Source organism: Bacillus sp. A260, from assembly GCF_009861435.1.
Classification (GTDB): Bacteria; Bacillota; Bacilli; order Bacillales; family Bacillaceae_G; genus Bacillus_A; species Bacillus_A cereus.
The window spans coordinates 3,934,658-3,950,137 of sequence record NZ_CP046398.1 but is presented as its reverse complement, the minus strand read 5'-3'; the positions used below and the strand labels follow the sequence as shown (position 1 = coordinate 3,950,137).

Sequence of the window (15,480 nt, the reverse complement as noted above, 5' to 3'; positions counted from 1 at the left end):
ATGAAACAAGTACAAACAAAAAGGGATTGGAAAAAACTTGCATACGACGTAGTGGAAGAGAAGATGATTACGAAAGAAGATGCAATAGCGATATTAGAAGCTGATGATACAGAAGTTCTAGAAATTATGAATGCAGCTTACATCATTCGTCATCATCACTTTGGTAAGAAAGTAAAATTGAATATGATTATTAATACGAAATCTGGATTATGTCCTGAAGATTGTGGATATTGCTCACAGTCTATTATTTCAGAAGCACCGATTGATAAATATGCATGGTTAACGCAGGAGAAGATTGTAGAAGGGGCACATGAAGCAATACGCCGTAAAGCAGGTACATATTGTATTGTAGCGTCTGGTCGTCGTCCGACGGATAAAGAGGTAAATCACGTAATTGGAGCAGTTAAGGAAATTCGTGAAACGACAGACTTGAAGATTTGTTGTTGTTTAGGTTTCTTAAATGAAGATCAAGCAGGACGTTTAGCGGAAGCAGGCGTGCATCGTTATAACCACAACTTAAATACACATGCAAATAATTACGATAGTATTTGTTCAACTCATACGTATGATGATCGTGTTGATACAGTTCAAAAAGCAAAACAAGCGGGCATTTCCCCATGCTCGGGAGCGATTTTTGGCATGGGAGAAACAATTGAAGAGCGTGCTGAAATTGCATTTGAATTACAACGTATAGATGCAGATTCTATCCCTTGTAATTTCCTTGTTGCTGTAAAGGGGACACCTCTTGAAGGACAAAAAGAGTTAACTCCAGTAGAATGTTTAAAAGTACTGGCAATGATGCGTTTTGTAAACCCAACAAAAGAAATTCGTATTTCAGGAGGACGTGAAATCAATTTACGTTCTGTACAGCCAATCGGTTTATTTGCAGCAAATTCTATTTTTGTCGGGGACTACTTAACGACAGCTGGACAAGAGCCGACTGCGGACTGGGGTATGATTGCAGATTTAGGATTTGAGATTGAAGAATGTGCATTATAAGATAGATGAAAAAGCAAACTTGTAAAAGGGTTTGCTTTTTTTGTAAATAAAATGTAATAAATAGTTGTGAACGCTTGATATTATTGGTTTTTAAGCGAAAAAAAGAATTTTTGTGGACGAATTTTCCAAGCCCTAGTTGTACATAGTAAATATGTAATTTATATTGGGGTGGAGGATTTTACATGTACAAATACATATTAGCGATTATGACTTGTTTAATTTTAATAAAAGCAATAAGTTCTGATCCAGTTAAGGCTGCTGAAAATCCTGAACAAAAAGAAATGCAACAAAGAATCGAACAACACTTTCGAACGAAAGCTGAACATTTTGGATTGAAAACGGAAGGAAAAGATTTAAAGGAAGTTAGAAAAGAAATTACTATTATAGAAGAAGCGAAAAAAAGAGAGAATGTATGGAGAACGGCACAAGCTCTTCATATAAAAACAGAAGGAAAAACGATGAATGAATTAATAAAAGATGTACAAAAAAAGGTGAAAAAATAAAAAGAGGCCGCAGCCTCTTTTTTTATGCCCATTGTTTTGATAAGTGAGCCATTTCAATTGCAGCAACAGCTGATTCATATCCTTTATTACCAGCTTTCGTACCTGCGCGTTCAATCGCTTGTTCAATTGTTTCTGTCGTTAATACGCCGAAAATAACTGGGATGTCCATTTGTAGTGATAAAGACGCAACACCTTTTGCTACTTCATTACAAACGTAATCGTAGTGAGTTGTAGCACCTCGGATTACAGTACCTAATGTAATAACAGCATCATACTTTCCGCTACTAGCCATCTTTTTAGCGATTAAAGGAATTTCAAATGCACCAGGAACCCAAGCAACATCAATATCATTTTCTTCTACACCGTGACGCTTTAATCCGTCTAAAGCGCCGCCAAGTAACTTACTTGTAATAAATTCGTTAAAACGTCCAACAACAACTCCAACTTTTAATCCTGTACCAACTAAATGACCTTCGAATACCATAATAAATCTCTCCTTTAATTATAAGTTTAGTAAGTGTCCTAATTTGTTTACTTTCGTTTGTAAATACGATTTATTCTCTTCTTTTGCTGGCATTTGCAACGGTACACGCTCGACTACTTCTAAATCGTAACCTTGTAAGCCAGCAATTTTTCTTGGGTTATTCGTTAATAATCGTAAACTCTGTAAACCTAAATCTTTTAATATTTGAGCACCGATACCGTAATCACGAAGATCAGCAGGGAAGCCGAGTTTTTCATTTGCTTCTACAGTATCGAATCCTTCTTCTTGTAATTTATAAGCACGAAGCTTATTAAGAAGCCCAATGCCTCTTCCTTCTTGCCTCATATAAAGAAGAACACCTTTTCCTTCACGCTCAATTTGAGCAAGTGCTGCATGGAGTTGTGGTCCGCAATCGCAGCGATGTGAACCGAATACATCTCCTGTTAAGCATTCAGAATGAACACGTACAAGTACCGGTTCACCTGTTGAAATATCACCTTTTACAAGTGCGATATGTTCTTTCGTATCTAATGAGTTAGAATAGCCAATTGCGTGGAAAGTACCGAAATCTGTAGGTAATGTAATTTCCACTTCTCTCGTCACAAGTGTTTCATGATGGCGGCGGTAAGCAATTAAATCTTCTATTGTAATCATTTTTATATCAAATTGTTTTGCGCATTCTATTAAATCAGGTACACGTGCCATCGTGCCGTCCTCATTTATAATCTCGCAAATAACTCCAGCTGGTTCGGCACCGCATAGCTTTGCTAAATCAACAGCAGCTTCTGTATGACCTGCACGACGCAGGACACCGCCTTCTTTCGCAATTAATGGAAAGATATGTCCAGGTCGATTGAAATCAGCACCTTTTGATGCGGGGTTTAACAATTCTTGTATCGTAGTTGCACGTTCGTGAGCGCTAATCCCTGTTGTTGTAGAGACATGGTCAATGCTCACTGTAAACGCAGTATGATGTGAATCTGTATTATGAGATACCATTGGTTCTAATTGTAGACGTTCTGCGTATCCTTCCGTAATCGGTACACAAACGAGACCACGGCCATGTGTAATCATAAAATTTATTGTTTCTGGTGTAATGTACTCTGCTAAAGCAATAAAATCGCCTTCATTTTCTCGGTTTTCATCATCACATACGATAACGACTTTACCTTTTTTTAAATCTTCTAGAGCTTCTTCAATACGATGAAACATTGTGCTTCCCCCTTATAGAAATCCGTTTTCTTGTAAAAAGCTTTCGGTCATTGAACCTACTCGTTTTGTAGGTTTAGTAATAAAGCGTTCAATATATTTACCAATCATGTCACACTCAATGTTTACGATATCTCCGGCATTTTTTGCTCCAATGACAGATTCGCTTACTGTGTGCGGGATGAGTGAAATCGTTATGGAAGATTCGTCTATATCAAATATCGTTAAACTCGTTCCATCAACAGCAATGGACCCTTTCTGCAAACAATAGCGCAGTAGTTCATCAGAAATTGCTATTTTGTAATAGACGGCATTGTAATGTTGTTTTTTATTTAAAATCGTTCCGATTCCATCAATATGTCCTGAAACGAAATGTCCACCGAATCGTCCGTTTGCAGCCATTGCGCGCTCTAAATTTACTTTAGAGTGCGGTTTAAGCATGCGAAGTGATGTCGACTGCATCGTTTCAGGCATTGCATCAACTGTAAATGAAGTAGTTGTAAAGCTTGTTACAGTTAAGCAAATACCGTTAACCGCGATACTATCACCTAAGTGAACATCTGATAAAATTTTTTTTGCATGAATCGTTAATTTCATCGCTTCTCCGCTTTGTTGCATGTTTGCTATCGTTCCTAATTCTTCTACAATTCCTGTAAACATTTCGTCACCTCGTTTCGGGCATTCGCAACGATTTTTATATCATCACCAATTTGTTTCATCTCTTGAATTTTCAAGGAAAGCGCATTTTGTAATTTTGAAAAACCATTTCCTCCAAATAAAGTAGGAGCATCTTTCCCACCAATTAATTTCGGACTTATATAGGTTACAATTTCATTAAAATTGTTTGTTTTTAAGAAACTTGCATGAATCGATTGGCCACCTTCAACGAATAGAGAAAGAATTTGTTTCTCTCCAAGAAAGGAAAGAAGGTCCTCGATTTCTATATGTTTCGTTTCCATTTGGAATATAGCTATATTTTTAGATTCATAAGAAGATATCTTCTCTTCCTTTACATCCTTACCGACAATAATCCATGTCGGTGCTAAACCATCTGTTATAACATGAGAAGATGGTGGCGTTCGTAAATGGGTATCTAAAACAACGCGAATAGGATGTTTCCCACCATTTGGAATTCTTGTTGTTAAATGAGGATTATCAGCTATAACTGTATTCACTCCAACAAGAATTGCATCATGTGTATGGCGATATTGGTGAACATCAGCACGTGCTTCTTCACCTGTAATCCACTTACTTTCACCAGTTACAGTTGCTGTTTTTCCATCTAAGCTCATCGCTGTTTTGATTGTTACAAAAGGGCGCTTCGTTTTCATGTAGTGAAAAAAGTAGCGATTTAATAAAACTGCTTCTGCCTCAAGAACACCGGTCGTTACTTCAATTCTAGCTTCCTCTAATCTTCTTTTTCCGTTACCAGAAACGAGCGGATTACAATCGAGAGTAGCAATTACAACACGCTTAACTCCTTTTTCGATGAGCAATTCACAACAAGGTGGTGTTTTTCCAAAGTGGCTACACGGTTCCAGTGTTACATAAACGGTAGCGTCTTTGGCGTTCTGACCAGCCATTTGAAGGGCATGAACTTCTGCGTGTTCTTCACCAGCTCGTAAATGAGCCCCCATACCAACGATGTTTCCATCTTTTACAACAACAGCACCAACCATAGGATTTGGACTTGTTTGTCCTGATGTCCCTTCTGCTAACTGCAGGGCAATCCTCATATATTCTTGATCTGTCATTTTCTTCACCTCTCCTAAAAAAATCAAAAAACCCCAAGGATTTAATATCCTTGGGGTTTGGGAGACGTGATTTCTAGAAATATAGTTTGAATACGAAAGTATAGGAAAGAAACCTAACGATAATTGATATTTCTGCATAAGGAAAAAACCTAGCAAAATATCGAATTTTTAAACGCTAATTGTCTCTTTTTATTTCAGTATAAAAAATAAGTATAGAAAATTAAACATATATAAAGAATCAAAATGAATCTTTAAAAATATGCATACTGAAATAAAAGTGTATTCACTATATAAAAAACTAGAAACATATCCTTCTCCCATCCAGACTATACTGTCGGCCCTAGAGTTTCACTAGATCCACCGTTTTCGAGTTGAAAACGGGTCACGGACTTAGAAGTTTTCACTTCATCACCGCCGGTTGGGAATTTCACCCGACCCCGAAGGATGCTGTTTGCTCAAATTATAGCACAAAAAAAATAAAAGGCTAGTAAAAAATATTCGAATGTGAAGAATTGTGTGAAAATATATGCAGGCTGGAATGGAAATAAAAGTATTAGAAATGTTGTAAGGAGAAGGGATATAACGGAGTTGCTAAAAAGAAAAAACATGCACAAAAAAATGTGCATGTCACATGTAAAATTATTCTGCCTCTGGTGCTCTAACAACAGACTCGAATTTACCTTTATGCGAAGCGTCGCAATAAGGCATATTTTTTGATAAACCACAACGGCATAAAGAAAATGCCGGTTTTGCTGGGAATACATTCCCTTGTGAGTCGACTAATTCCACGTCCCCTGTAATGCGAAAAGAGCCATTATCATTTACTTTAATTTGTACTTTTGCCAACGTTATCCCTCCTTCCCAAACGCTTAATTTCATCATATAATCAAGGGAAGTGCTTGACAATATAAAAAGAGCACTTTGTTTGAGAAAGAAGAGAGTGTTATAATAGTTTTCATAACTGACTAGAGTAAGGTGACGAGAGATGGATAAACAATTACATACATTACGAAACATTGCAAATGAGCGCACGTGGGCATCATTTTTGAATGATAATCATCCATATAGTTTGTTACATTGGTCCATTGCAGGTGTAGGGCAAGAGGCAAAGGATGTTTGGTTACTTCAAGATGAAGTAACATTTCAAACGACAGAATTCCCAACGTTAGATGATGCAATGCAATGGATTTCTGAAAATATGGAACAAGTTACAGACGTTTTAGCGCAATAAAAAACAGGCTTATGCAAGCCTGTTTTTTGTTTCTTTCACATATGTGTTTAAAAATTGATCGACGGCTGCTTCGTACTCTTCTTTATTTTCGTTATAAGAGCAAGCGTGTGCACCGTGTTCTGCAATATAAAGCTGCTTATTATTTTCTTTCGCTTCATATAACGCTTTTGTCATATCAGCTAAAATATAGTCGTCATCTTTACTATGAATAAAGAGAACGGGATTGTTAATGTTTTTTATACAGTCGATTGGTGAAACTTCACGAATTGTATAACCGTCACGAACTTTCAAAAATGCGTTTGCTAAAGGTAATAAAGGCCATTTTGGTAAATGGAATTCAACCTTTAAACGGTGCTGTAATTGTCCGTGAAAATCAGAGAAAGGACAATCTGCAATATAGAAATCAGCACCATCTTCTACAAGTCCTGCGTATTGAAGAAGTGTTGCAGCTCCCATAGATTCACCATGAATACCAAGTGTAATATTGGTGCCAAAACGGTTTTTTAGCCAGTCAACTACGGATTTTAAATCATGTTTTTCATAGTATCCATAGCTTGTTGTTTTTCCGCCAGTTTTACCATGACGACGATGATCGTAAATGAGGACGTTATATCCCCTTTTTAAGAATAAGTTTGCATATTTTACAGAGTTTATTTTATTTACAGTTACACCGTGGCAAAAAACCATAAACTTATTGGTGGAATGACCAGCAGGAATGTAATATCCGTGAAGGTCGTATCCGAATTGTGAAGGGATATGAATTTCTTCTTTATGAAGAGCATCAAAATCCTCTATACGAAAATGTTTTTTCGTTTCTCTTTCGAGTACTTCTTCCTCTGTTTTTTTCTTTAAGTACATCACTTTATTTGTAAAGAAAATCCCAAGGGCAGTTATTGCACCTAGTATAGTAAACAATGCTGCAAAAAAACGTTTCATACTTTACCTCATCCTCCAAATACCGTTACATGTGATACACTTATATTGTATCACAATGATATAAAAGGGGAGAAATAGGAAATGCTGCATATACAAAAAATTACGCCAGCGATGAAAGAAACAATCCGAATGTTCATGTGTGAGAACTGGGGAAGTTCATTGATGGTTTCACGTGGTAAGGGACATCAGTTAGAAGAGTTGCCAGGATTTGTTGCGCTCTCAGATGACAGAATAATCGGAATTATAACGTATGAAGTGACCGGAAATATATGCGAAATTGTATCGCTAGATAGCTTTGAAGAAAGAAAAGGAATAGGGACGAAACTTGTGGATTGTGTATTACAAGTTGCAGAAGAAGAACGGTGCAGACAGGTTTGGCTTATTACAACAAATGATAATATGAATGCGTTACGATTTTACCAAAAACGTAATTTTGTAATGACTAATTTATATGTGAATGCGGTAGAGGAGGCACGAAAAATAAAGAAAGAAATTCCACGTATGGGATATGATAATATCCCAATTTTACATGAAATTCAGTTGGAGTATCGTTTAGTGAAATGATGTAACAATTTTCAGAAATGTGAGTTATTAATCTTGACGGATAGTGTAATTTAGGTTACCGTAAAATTGTAATCTATTACCATATTAAGGGGTGACGATGTGGCAACTATACGTGATGTTGCAAAATTGGCAGGTGTTTCAGTCGCAACCGTTTCACGAGTTATTAATGAAAAAGGATACGTTCATGAGGACACAGTAAAACAAGTAAAGGAAGCAATTGAAGAATTACGTTATAAGCCAAACAGTGCAGCGAAGCCACTATTTAAAGAGAGTTCAACGATAATTGCATTACTTGTAGATAATTTATGTAACCAATCAAACATCACTTTGCTACATTGTATTGAGGAAATAGCATATAAAGAAGGCTATCAAATCATTATTTGTAATATAGAGAATAAAGATAGATACATACATATGCTGAAGCAAAATAACATTGCAGGTGTTATTTTGACGAGAGCAGTTTTTAAAAGTGTAGGAGAAATTCCATTTCCGTTTGTTGTGATCGATGAGCAACAATCACATGGAAATTATTATGAAAGTGGACAGAGAGCTGTTTCTTTATTAAAAGAGAAAGGGTGTCACTTTCTTGCATATTTCGGTGAGGGAGAAGAAAGTGAAGAAATGGAAGATCATATAGCAGGGTTTTTAGACGCTGTTTGGGATGAAGGAATCTCTTATCGAGAAGAATGTGTACAAGGGTATACAAATAAACAATTTATTACATTATTGCAAAACAATCCGTATATAGATGGAATTGTAGCCTCAAGTGATCAGATTGCTATTGAGTTAATTCGGTCAGCGAGATTTCTAAATATACATATACCAGATAAATTAAAAATTGTTGGACCGAATGGGAGTATAGAGTGTGAATGGATAGGTTCATCACTACCGACAATTGAAAGCTATGTCAAAGATAACGGAAAAGTAGCTTTTCAACAATTAAAAGGAAAAATAAAAAAGTAAAAGGTGCGTTTTATACGCACCTTTTTATAATGTAATTGCGGCAATAAAGCCAAATATAAGTAACGGTATATTGTAATGTAGAAAAGTGGGTACACATGTATCCCATATATGATGGTGCTGACCATCAGCATTTAAACCGGATGTTGGTCCAAGGGTACTATCCGATGCTGGAGATCCTGCGTCACCTAGTGCTCCGGCTGTACCGATAATTGCAATTGTGGCCATTGGACTAAATCCAAGCTGAATGCAAAGAGGTACAAAAATGGTTGTTAAGATAGGGATGGTTGAAAAGGATGAACCAATTCCCATCGTAACGAGAAGTCCAATAACGAGCATAAGAAATGCAGCGAGTGGTTTGTTATTTCCGATTATATGTGCACTCGTTTGCACTAGAGATTCAACATGTCCTGTTTTTCGAAGAACAGCGCCGAATCCAGCGGCAGCAATCATAACAAAGCCAATAAAGGACATCATACGCATTCCGCTTGTTAATATCGCATCTGCTTCTTTAAGTGGTAGACTGCCACTAACTGATAAGACGATAATACCTGCTAAAGCACCGAAAATCATGGATTCTGTTGTTAATTGAACAGTTAATGTAGCAATGATAGATAATAACCCGAAAGTAATGCTACGTTTTGTATAGGGAACGATTTCATTTTCGGTAGTATGAATTTGTTCTGTTTCATACGTACGAGGTTTTCGGTACGTAATGAATACCGCTACACATAATCCAATAATCATACCGATTGCTGGAATAGTCATTGCTTTTGGAATAAGTGTGACATCAAATGTAAGGCCGCTTTGCGCAGCGTTGGTTTGCAATACGTCATGATAAATTTTTCCGAACCCTGCAGGGATCCACATATAAGGAGTAATCAATCCAAATGTAATAATACATGTGACAAGTCTGCGATCCACTTTCAGCTCATTTAATACTTTTAAAAGTGCTGGAATTAAGATGGGGATGAAAGCAATGTGAACAGGAATCACATTTTGTGAGAAACAAGCCATCGTTAAAATAATGAATAAAATAAGTATTTTAGAATAAACTTGTTTTTTCGTGTCTTGTTCATTGCCAATCCATTTTAATGCAGTTTGAATCATAGCATCTGGAAGTCCTGTTTTGGAAAGGGAAATAGCGAAACCACCAAGCATTGCATAACTTAAAGCGATTGGAGCACTGTTTCCAAGACCAGTTGTAAAAGTGTTAATCGTTTCTGAAATACCGAGTCCGCCGATAAGTCCGCCTGTTAAAGCTCCAACAATGATGGCGACAATGACCTGGACACGTAACAAACTAAGCAATAGCATAATTGCTACTGCGACGAGTACAGCGTTCATAATAAATGTAATCTCCCTAAATTTTTATTCTGTTAAGACAAGTAAATATGAAACATTTTGCTATGTTTATACATACTTGCGACATATTATTATAAAATGTTTTCTATGAAATGTAAAAGAGCCTTTTGTTACTAATGCTGAAAAGCTAGCTCTTGTTTAATTGATTGTAAAGAATTAGCGAATAATTCTGGTTCTTCTAAATCAGGAGAATGTGCTGAATTTGGGAACCAAATCATCTTTTTTATAGGCGCTTCAATAATATCGCAATATTCCTGAACGAGTGCATAAGGAGTTTGATAATCATAGCGACCAGAACAAAAATAAACTGGAATAGATAAACTTGAGATAGAAGAAAAGAAATCGATTGTCAGCATTTCTTCCCATAAAATGCCAGATTTTAAATTTCCTGCGAGAAACTTGAACCAATCTAATAGCGTATATTCGGGAGAAAAGAAACCTTTTCGTATGAAAGAAAAGGAAGATCCGTTTTGGATTGCGCCTCCAAATGTGCCAAGCCACTTTCTTTGAATAATGAGACGTCTCGTATCTAAAAATGGTGGTTTGCCTAATTTTAAAAGGGAAGCTAATGCTTTTTTATGATCATGTTTTTTTGCAGAATGAATTAAATGTTGATATAGCAATTCTTCATTTTGTTTCATATGTACAATTTGCCCAATACCGATGTAAGCCTCGATATACTTTGGATATTGATGTGCTATGTTAAGCCCAATAATACTTCCCCAAGAATGACCAGCGAGAAATAGTTTTTGTTTGTTGAACTTTTTAAGTACATATTGAATCACTTCTTTTGCATCGGAAACGAATTGTTCGATTGTGAAATTTGCTCCGAAATCTTTCATTGAAAAGGATTTACCAGCTCCGCGCTGATCCCAATTAATAACAATAAATTGCTTCTCTAATTCTTTTTGAAAATGGCGAATAAATCCGATTTGTGCCATCCCAGGTCCGCCGTGACAGCATAATAAAATAGGTTGCTCTACGTTTTGTCCACGCATAAGGAGAGTTTGTTTTCGATTATTAATCATAACGCTTTCTATCGTAGCGATACTATTAGGAATAAGTTGTTTGTTTTCGTTATAGAACTGAGGGGTGTAGCTACGAAAAAGCATATTGAAAACCTCCTTTTGTGAAATCGTATGAATCGCACAGGCTATTCATTTTGCATATACTGTTAGAAAATCATTGTAACATACCATACTAGTGTCATTTCAACACGGGAGGAGGGAAATTGTGACGATTGGAGAAATTATAGATGGTTTAAATAGACGTGAATCCATCGCTATTATAGCAAAACGTCTTGAAATAAGCCCGTATACATTATCGAAGAAATTAAGATTGATTGGATACGAATATGATGGAGAGCAGAAGAAACGTATTTTTGTAGGAGATGGAGAAGAACCACGTCACTTACAACTCCAAGAAGCGACCGCCCTTCAATATGAGAAAACAGATTATCAATTATTAATTTATGAGCAATTACAAAGTATTTATGAGTTATTAAGAAAAAGAGAAGAAGTAATTGCACCAATTGTGAGTAAAAGTACAGAGAAAAAGAGACGAACCTTTTCTATTAATACAGAAATATTAGCAAGATTGGACCTTATATCAGAATCGAAAGGAATTCAAAAATCTAAACTTGTAGAAGAGGCGTTGCAACAATTTTTACAGCAATATGAAGTTGACAAAACATCACATTTTGATAACTAAAGAAAAGGATACTATGTTCATTAGAAGAACGAGTATCCTTTTTATGATGTATATTACGTATAAAATAGAGGATCAGTACAAATCCTTTATACGTGAAAAATGAAATTTATTATTAGAGAAACACTTAATTTACTTTTTGAATTCTTCCATCAATAACTGGCTGAATTGGTTCTTTTAATTGTTTTACGTAATTGACTAACGCTTCAAAGTCGTTTGGCCCAGTTTCTGCATTTTTACCATTTTTAAATGATACGAATCCATCACCGCCAGAAGCTAAGAAGGCATTTGCAACTACGCTATACGTTGTAGATGGAGATAATTCTTCTCCGTTTGTTAAACGTATATTTGTAACTTTTTCACCGTTTGGTTTATTTGCATCCCACGTATATTGAATACCTGAAATTTGAAGCATTCTTGTTGTTCCTTTTTGCCATTGCTGATTTAAAATATCGCGAATGTCTTGACCTGTTAAATCTACTTTAACCAATTGATTTCCAAAAGGTTGAATGCCGTATAACTCACCCCACGTAATATCACCAGCATCTAAGTCATTACGAATGCCACCAGGATTCATGAGGGAGATTTGAGTTTGCATCGTTTGACGCTGAGCATCGGCAACTAAATTTCCAAGAGTGGACTCACCAGCATCATTTTGTTTACGGTCGATAGGTGCTGTAGATTTTCCGACCACTTCATTTACAAGTGGTGCGATTTTTTCTTTATATTGATCTAGTTTTTTCTTTACTTGTTTATCAGGTTCTACACCTTCATGATACGTTGTAACAACTTCAGCTTTTTTCTTTACAATATCCTTTGTTTTACGATCAATTGTTACATCGACGTCTGAGAAAGCCATTCCGTATGAATTTGCTTGGACAATTAGTTTATTGTTTACTGTACCATTTACATACGTATGACTATGTCCACCGAAAATAACATCAACTTCTGGGTCTGTTTCATTTGCAATTCGAGTAAGATCGCCATTTGTTACCCCAGACTCATCGGTTGTTCCACCGACATGAGCAAGAACGACGATAGATTTAACGCCGAGGCGTTTTAATTGTTGTGTTGATTTATTAATTGCTTCTACTTCATCAGTAATTTGTACATTGTTAAGCATCGTAGGCATAACGACATTTGGTGTATCAGTTGTAACAACCCCAATGAATCCTACAGGAACACCATCTACCATTTTTACAGTAAATGGTGGTAAAAATAAGCGGCCAGTTGATTTGTTATAGAAATTAGCAGCTACATAGGGGAAGTTAGCCCCTTTGAAATTTCCTGTTTTTTCATGATATCCACCGTAAATGAGGCGTTTCATTTCATCAATGCCTTCATCAAATTCATGGTTCCCGATTGTACCGACATCAAATTTTAAGTCATTTAAAAATTCAATCGTCGGTTCATCTTGTAATAATGCTGAAACTGGTGGACTAGCTCCGACGATATCACCAGCATGTACGAGAAGTGTATTAGGGTTTTGTTTTTTATGTTCTTTTAAATAAGTAGCTAAGTAATCAGCGCCACCAGCTTCTTTATTATTGATTTTTTTAACAGTATCTAGTTGTCCATGGAGATCATTAATACCAAGCATTTGTACGTCTATGTAGCGGTTTTGTTCAGCTGGATTCTGAGATGGGGGAGCGGCAAATACGCTTGAAAAAGTAATGGTGCTTAAAACAGCAACGGCAGGAATAATTTTTTTCCACATAATATAATTCTCCTTTTTTATAATCTGACATCATACGACATAATTTTAATAGATTCATAGGATTATAGCTACATAAAAATTTAGTCTTTTCGAAAAATTAACATATTTACAAAAAGTGAATAATAGAGTAAAGACCCTTTTTTATTGTCGATTTCATTGTGTATCTACTATAATGGAGAAAAAAGTAAAAGGTGAGTAGCATGAAGAAAAAGAAACAAAGACAAATGCAAAGACAATCACAAGTGAATCAACCAAAGAAAGAAACACTTACATTAGGCGATCAATTAAATGATTCACTCATGCAACAATTAAAGAGTAAGAAGAAAGAGTTGCAAGTGAGGGAAGAGGAAAAAGAGGCAGCTGAACTGGAAAGAAAGCGCCAAGAACAAAAAGAACGTGAAAAGAATAAATCATTTGAAGAACTGCTAAGTGAAAGTAACCTTACTTGGAAAGACTTTAAATAATAAAAAAATGATCAGTGAAATACCACTGATCATTTTTTGACGAGCTTGTAAGAAAAGGGGAGTTAGAATGAGAAAAATTGTCGTTGTTCCACATGAAAACCATTGGAGTGAAAAATTTCAAATGGAGGCTAAAAGATTAAAATCAGCGATGCCAGAAACGGTAAAAATTTATCATATTGGAAGTACGTCAGTTCCCGGACTGGCAGCTAAACCTATTATTGATATGATCATGGAAGTAGAAAATATCGAAAGAGTAGATGGGTGGAATGAACGATTTATAGAGCTTGGTTACATCGTAAAAGGGGAAAATGGTATTTCAAGACGCCGATATTTTATTCATGGAACTGAAGAAAAACGCTCGTATCATTTACACGTGTTTGAAAAAGGAAATCCAGAGATAGTAAGGCATTTAGCATTTCGTGATTATATGATGGCTCATTGTGAAGAAGCAGAGGCATATGCAACCTTAAAGAAAGAATTAGCCGAAAAGTATACATATGATGGCGCGTTATATACGGAAGGAAAAAATGAGTTTGTGCGCAATGTGGATGAAAAAGCGAAAGAATGGAGAAAAAATAACGTGAATGAATGAGTTCACGCTATTTTTTAGCTATATAAAAGTGTTATGTAAACTGTACGTATGTTTTGACTTTTGGGATGAATCTTGTTGAAATAAAATTGTGGCTTATAAAAAATGTAACAATGAAAGGGAGACGACTGTGCATATTCCAACAACTACACTTCATAATGGCGTGAAAATGCCGATGATTGGTCTAGGCGTATATAAAGCGAAAGAAGGAGACGAAGTAAAGCAAGCAGTAAAAACAGCGTTAGAAGTTGGATACCGTTCGATTGATACAGCAACTGTATATGAAAATGAAAGCGGTGTCGGAGAGGCGATACGTGAATCAGGAATTCCAAGAGAAGATATATTTATTACAACAAAAGTATGGAACGACGATCAAGGATATGAGGAGACACTCGAGGCGTTTGAAAAGAGTTTGAAAAAATTACAAATGGACTATGTAGATTTATATTTAATACATTGGCCGGTAAGAGGGAAGTATGTTGATACGTACCGAGCTTTAGAGAAATTGTATGAAGAAGGTAAAGTGCGTGCGATTGGTGTTTCTAATTTTCATAAACATCATTTAGAACTATTATTACCAAATTGCAAAGTGAAGCCGATGGTAAACCAAGTGGAACTTCATCCGATGTTGACGCAATTTGAGTTGCGAAATTATTGTCAAGATGAGCAAATTCAAATGGAAGCATGGAGTCCGTTAATGAGGGGCGGAGAAGTATTCCAGCATCCAATCATTCAGGCTATTGCTAACAAATATGAAAAAACACCTGCACAAGTTATATTAAGGTGGGATATTCAAAGCGGGATTGTTACAATTCCTAAATCTGTTACACCATCTCGTATTAAAGAAAACTTTACTATTTCTGATTTTGCACTAACTGAAGAAGAGATACGTCAAATTAACACGTTGAATCGTGATTTACATGTAGGAACGAATCCTGATAAATATGATACGTTATAAAAAAGACTGTCTCCTAATACTGGAGACAGTCTTCTGTTTT

The 15,480-nt window shown here is 36.0% G+C and carries 18 protein-coding genes and 1 riboswitch; of the genes, 9 read left to right on the top strand and 9 right to left on the bottom strand.

Annotated features, from left to right (window positions below; translation table 11 throughout):
• Window positions 1-999, top strand: a complete 999-nt coding sequence (gene bioB / locus GD442_RS19855) for a biotin synthase (protein ID WP_000815856.1) — start codon at window positions 1-3, stop codon at window positions 997-999.
• 182 nt (window positions 1,000-1,181) lie between these two features.
• The gene (locus GD442_RS19850) at window positions 1,182-1,502 is read left to right on the top strand and encodes a hypothetical protein (protein WP_000280032.1); all 321 of its coding nucleotides are present in this window, start codon (window positions 1,182-1,184) and stop codon (window positions 1,500-1,502) included.
• Window positions 1,503-1,524: 22 nt separating this feature from the next.
• Here GD442_RS19850 and ribH read toward each other — a convergent pair whose 3' ends face one another.
• From ribH to GD442_RS19825, 5 genes are all read right to left on the bottom strand, one after another.
• A complete protein-coding gene (ribH, locus tag GD442_RS19845; protein ID WP_000230895.1) occupies window positions 1,525-1,986 on the bottom strand; it encodes a 6,7-dimethyl-8-ribityllumazine synthase in 462 nt (153 codons plus the stop codon).
• Between the two features lie 18 nt (window positions 1,987-2,004).
• Window positions 2,005-3,198, bottom strand: a complete 1,194-nt coding sequence (ribBA, locus tag GD442_RS19840; RefSeq protein ID WP_000468976.1) for a bifunctional 3,4-dihydroxy-2-butanone 4-phosphate synthase/GTP cyclohydrolase II — start codon at window positions 3,196-3,198, stop codon at window positions 2,005-2,007.
• Window positions 3,199-3,210: 12 nt separating this feature from the next.
• Window positions 3,211-3,855 carry a riboflavin synthase subunit alpha gene (gene ribE / locus GD442_RS19835; protein ID WP_000493908.1) on the bottom strand — a complete coding sequence of 215 codons (645 nt, stop codon included), beginning with the start codon at window positions 3,853-3,855 and terminating at the stop codon, window positions 3,211-3,213.
• Window positions 3,837-4,949: a bifunctional diaminohydroxyphosphoribosylaminopyrimidine deaminase/5-amino-6-(5-phosphoribosylamino)uracil reductase RibD gene (gene ribD, locus GD442_RS19830; protein ID WP_000131986.1), complete on the bottom strand. Its 1,113-nt coding sequence runs from the start codon at window positions 4,947-4,949 to the stop codon at window positions 3,837-3,839. Before ribD ends, ribE begins: the two co-directional genes overlap by 19 nt.
• 305 nt (window positions 4,950-5,254) lie before the next feature.
• Window positions 5,255-5,398: riboswitch (FMN riboswitch) on the bottom strand.
• 190 nt (window positions 5,399-5,588) lie between these two features.
• Window positions 5,589-5,795: a CDGSH iron-sulfur domain-containing protein gene (locus GD442_RS19825; protein WP_141551338.1), complete on the bottom strand. Its 207-nt coding sequence runs from the start codon at window positions 5,793-5,795 to the stop codon at window positions 5,589-5,591.
• 139 nt (window positions 5,796-5,934) lie between these two features.
• On the opposite strand from GD442_RS19825, the gene GD442_RS19820 reads away from it, so the two are divergent.
• On the top strand, window positions 5,935-6,180 hold the full coding sequence (locus tag GD442_RS19820) for a DUF2552 family protein (protein ID WP_000360793.1): 246 nt from the start codon (window positions 5,935-5,937) through the stop codon (window positions 6,178-6,180).
• A 9-nt stretch (window positions 6,181-6,189) separates the two neighbouring features.
• On the opposite strand, the gene GD442_RS19815 is transcribed toward GD442_RS19820, so the two are convergent.
• On the bottom strand, window positions 6,190-7,116 hold the full coding sequence (locus tag GD442_RS19815; protein WP_000819234.1) for an alpha/beta hydrolase: 927 nt from the start codon (window positions 7,114-7,116) through the stop codon (window positions 6,190-6,192).
• A gap of 81 nt (window positions 7,117-7,197) precedes the next feature.
• On the opposite strand from GD442_RS19815, the gene GD442_RS19810 reads away from it, so the two are divergent.
• A complete protein-coding gene (locus GD442_RS19810) occupies window positions 7,198-7,680 on the top strand; it encodes a GNAT family N-acetyltransferase (RefSeq protein WP_000902435.1) in 483 nt (160 codons plus the stop codon).
• Window positions 7,681-7,779: 99 nt separating this feature from the next.
• Window positions 7,780-8,643 (top strand): LacI family DNA-binding transcriptional regulator, encoded by an 864-nt coding sequence (locus tag GD442_RS19805; protein ID WP_098213729.1) that lies wholly within the window; start codon window positions 7,780-7,782, stop codon window positions 8,641-8,643.
• 24 nt (window positions 8,644-8,667) lie between these two features.
• Here GD442_RS19805 and GD442_RS19800 read toward each other — a convergent pair whose 3' ends face one another.
• Entirely contained in the window at window positions 8,668-9,987 is a 1,320-nt protein-coding gene (locus GD442_RS19800) for a Na+/H+ antiporter family protein (protein ID WP_000994816.1), read from the bottom strand.
• Window positions 9,988-10,118: 131 nt separating this feature from the next.
• Window positions 10,119-11,117, bottom strand: a complete 999-nt coding sequence (locus GD442_RS19795; RefSeq protein WP_000898969.1) for an alpha/beta fold hydrolase — start codon at window positions 11,115-11,117, stop codon at window positions 10,119-10,121.
• Window positions 11,118-11,238: 121 nt separating this feature from the next.
• Between GD442_RS19795 and GD442_RS19790 the strand changes: the two genes are divergently transcribed.
• On the top strand, window positions 11,239-11,715 hold the full coding sequence (locus GD442_RS19790; RefSeq protein WP_000151931.1) for a ribbon-helix-helix domain-containing protein: 477 nt from the start codon (window positions 11,239-11,241) through the stop codon (window positions 11,713-11,715).
• Window positions 11,716-11,839: 124 nt separating this feature from the next.
• Here the strand turns inward: GD442_RS19790 and GD442_RS19785 are convergent, their stop codons facing one another.
• Entirely contained in the window at window positions 11,840-13,429 is a 1,590-nt protein-coding gene (locus GD442_RS19785) for a bifunctional metallophosphatase/5'-nucleotidase (protein ID WP_159365145.1), read from the bottom strand.
• Between the two features lie 200 nt (window positions 13,430-13,629).
• Here GD442_RS19785 and GD442_RS19780 point away from each other — a divergent pair, with 200 nt between their 5' ends.
• The 3 genes from GD442_RS19780 (at window position 13,630) to GD442_RS19770 (ending at window position 15,440) form a co-directional block, all read left to right on the top strand.
• Window positions 13,630-13,893, top strand: coding sequence for a YqkE family protein (locus tag GD442_RS19780; protein ID WP_000727561.1), 264 nt, complete (start codon window positions 13,630-13,632; stop codon window positions 13,891-13,893).
• Between the two features lie 67 nt (window positions 13,894-13,960).
• Entirely contained in the window at window positions 13,961-14,485 is a 525-nt protein-coding gene (locus GD442_RS19775; RefSeq protein WP_001227190.1) for a GrpB family protein, read from the top strand.
• Window positions 14,486-14,612: 127 nt separating this feature from the next.
• Window positions 14,613-15,440 carry an aldo/keto reductase gene (locus GD442_RS19770; RefSeq protein ID WP_000547993.1) on the top strand — a complete coding sequence of 276 codons (828 nt, stop codon included), beginning with the start codon at window positions 14,613-14,615 and terminating at the stop codon, window positions 15,438-15,440.
• Window positions 15,441-15,480: the final 40 nt, after the last annotated feature.

Excerpts from the sequence above, each read along its gene's own strand:
- GD442_RS19780 (WP_000727561.1), top strand. The coding sequence starts at position 13,630 with ATGAAGAAAAAGAAACAAAGACAAATGCAAAGACAATCACAAGTGAAT.
- ribD (WP_000131986.1), bottom strand. The coding sequence starts at position 4,949 with ATGACAGATCAAGAATATATGAGGATTGCCCTGCAGTTAGCAGAAGGG.
- GD442_RS19795 (WP_000898969.1), bottom strand. The coding sequence starts at position 11,117 with ATGCTTTTTCGTAGCTACACCCCTCAGTTCTATAACGAAAACAAACAA.
- GD442_RS19785 (WP_159365145.1), bottom strand. The coding sequence starts at position 13,429 with ATGTGGAAAAAAATTATTCCTGCCGTTGCTGTTTTAAGCACCATTACT.
- ribE (WP_000493908.1), bottom strand. The coding sequence starts at position 3,855 with ATGTTTACAGGAATTGTAGAAGAATTAGGAACGATAGCAAACATGCAA.
- GD442_RS19800 (WP_000994816.1), bottom strand. The coding sequence starts at position 9,987 with ATGAACGCTGTACTCGTCGCAGTAGCAATTATGCTATTGCTTAGTTTG.
- GD442_RS19775 (WP_001227190.1), top strand. The coding sequence starts at position 13,961 with ATGAGAAAAATTGTCGTTGTTCCACATGAAAACCATTGGAGTGAAAAA.
- GD442_RS19815 (WP_000819234.1), bottom strand. The coding sequence starts at position 7,116 with ATGAAACGTTTTTTTGCAGCATTGTTTACTATACTAGGTGCAATAACT.
- ribH (WP_000230895.1), bottom strand. The coding sequence starts at position 1,986 with ATGGTATTCGAAGGTCATTTAGTTGGTACAGGATTAAAAGTTGGAGTT.
- GD442_RS19850 (WP_000280032.1), top strand. The coding sequence starts at position 1,182 with ATGTACAAATACATATTAGCGATTATGACTTGTTTAATTTTAATAAAA.
- bioB (WP_000815856.1), top strand. The coding sequence starts at position 1 with ATGAAACAAGTACAAACAAAAAGGGATTGGAAAAAACTTGCATACGAC.
- GD442_RS19810 (WP_000902435.1), top strand. The coding sequence starts at position 7,198 with ATGCTGCATATACAAAAAATTACGCCAGCGATGAAAGAAACAATCCGA.
- GD442_RS19820 (WP_000360793.1), top strand. The coding sequence starts at position 5,935 with ATGGATAAACAATTACATACATTACGAAACATTGCAAATGAGCGCACG.
- ribBA (WP_000468976.1), bottom strand. The coding sequence starts at position 3,198 with ATGTTTCATCGTATTGAAGAAGCTCTAGAAGATTTAAAAAAAGGTAAA.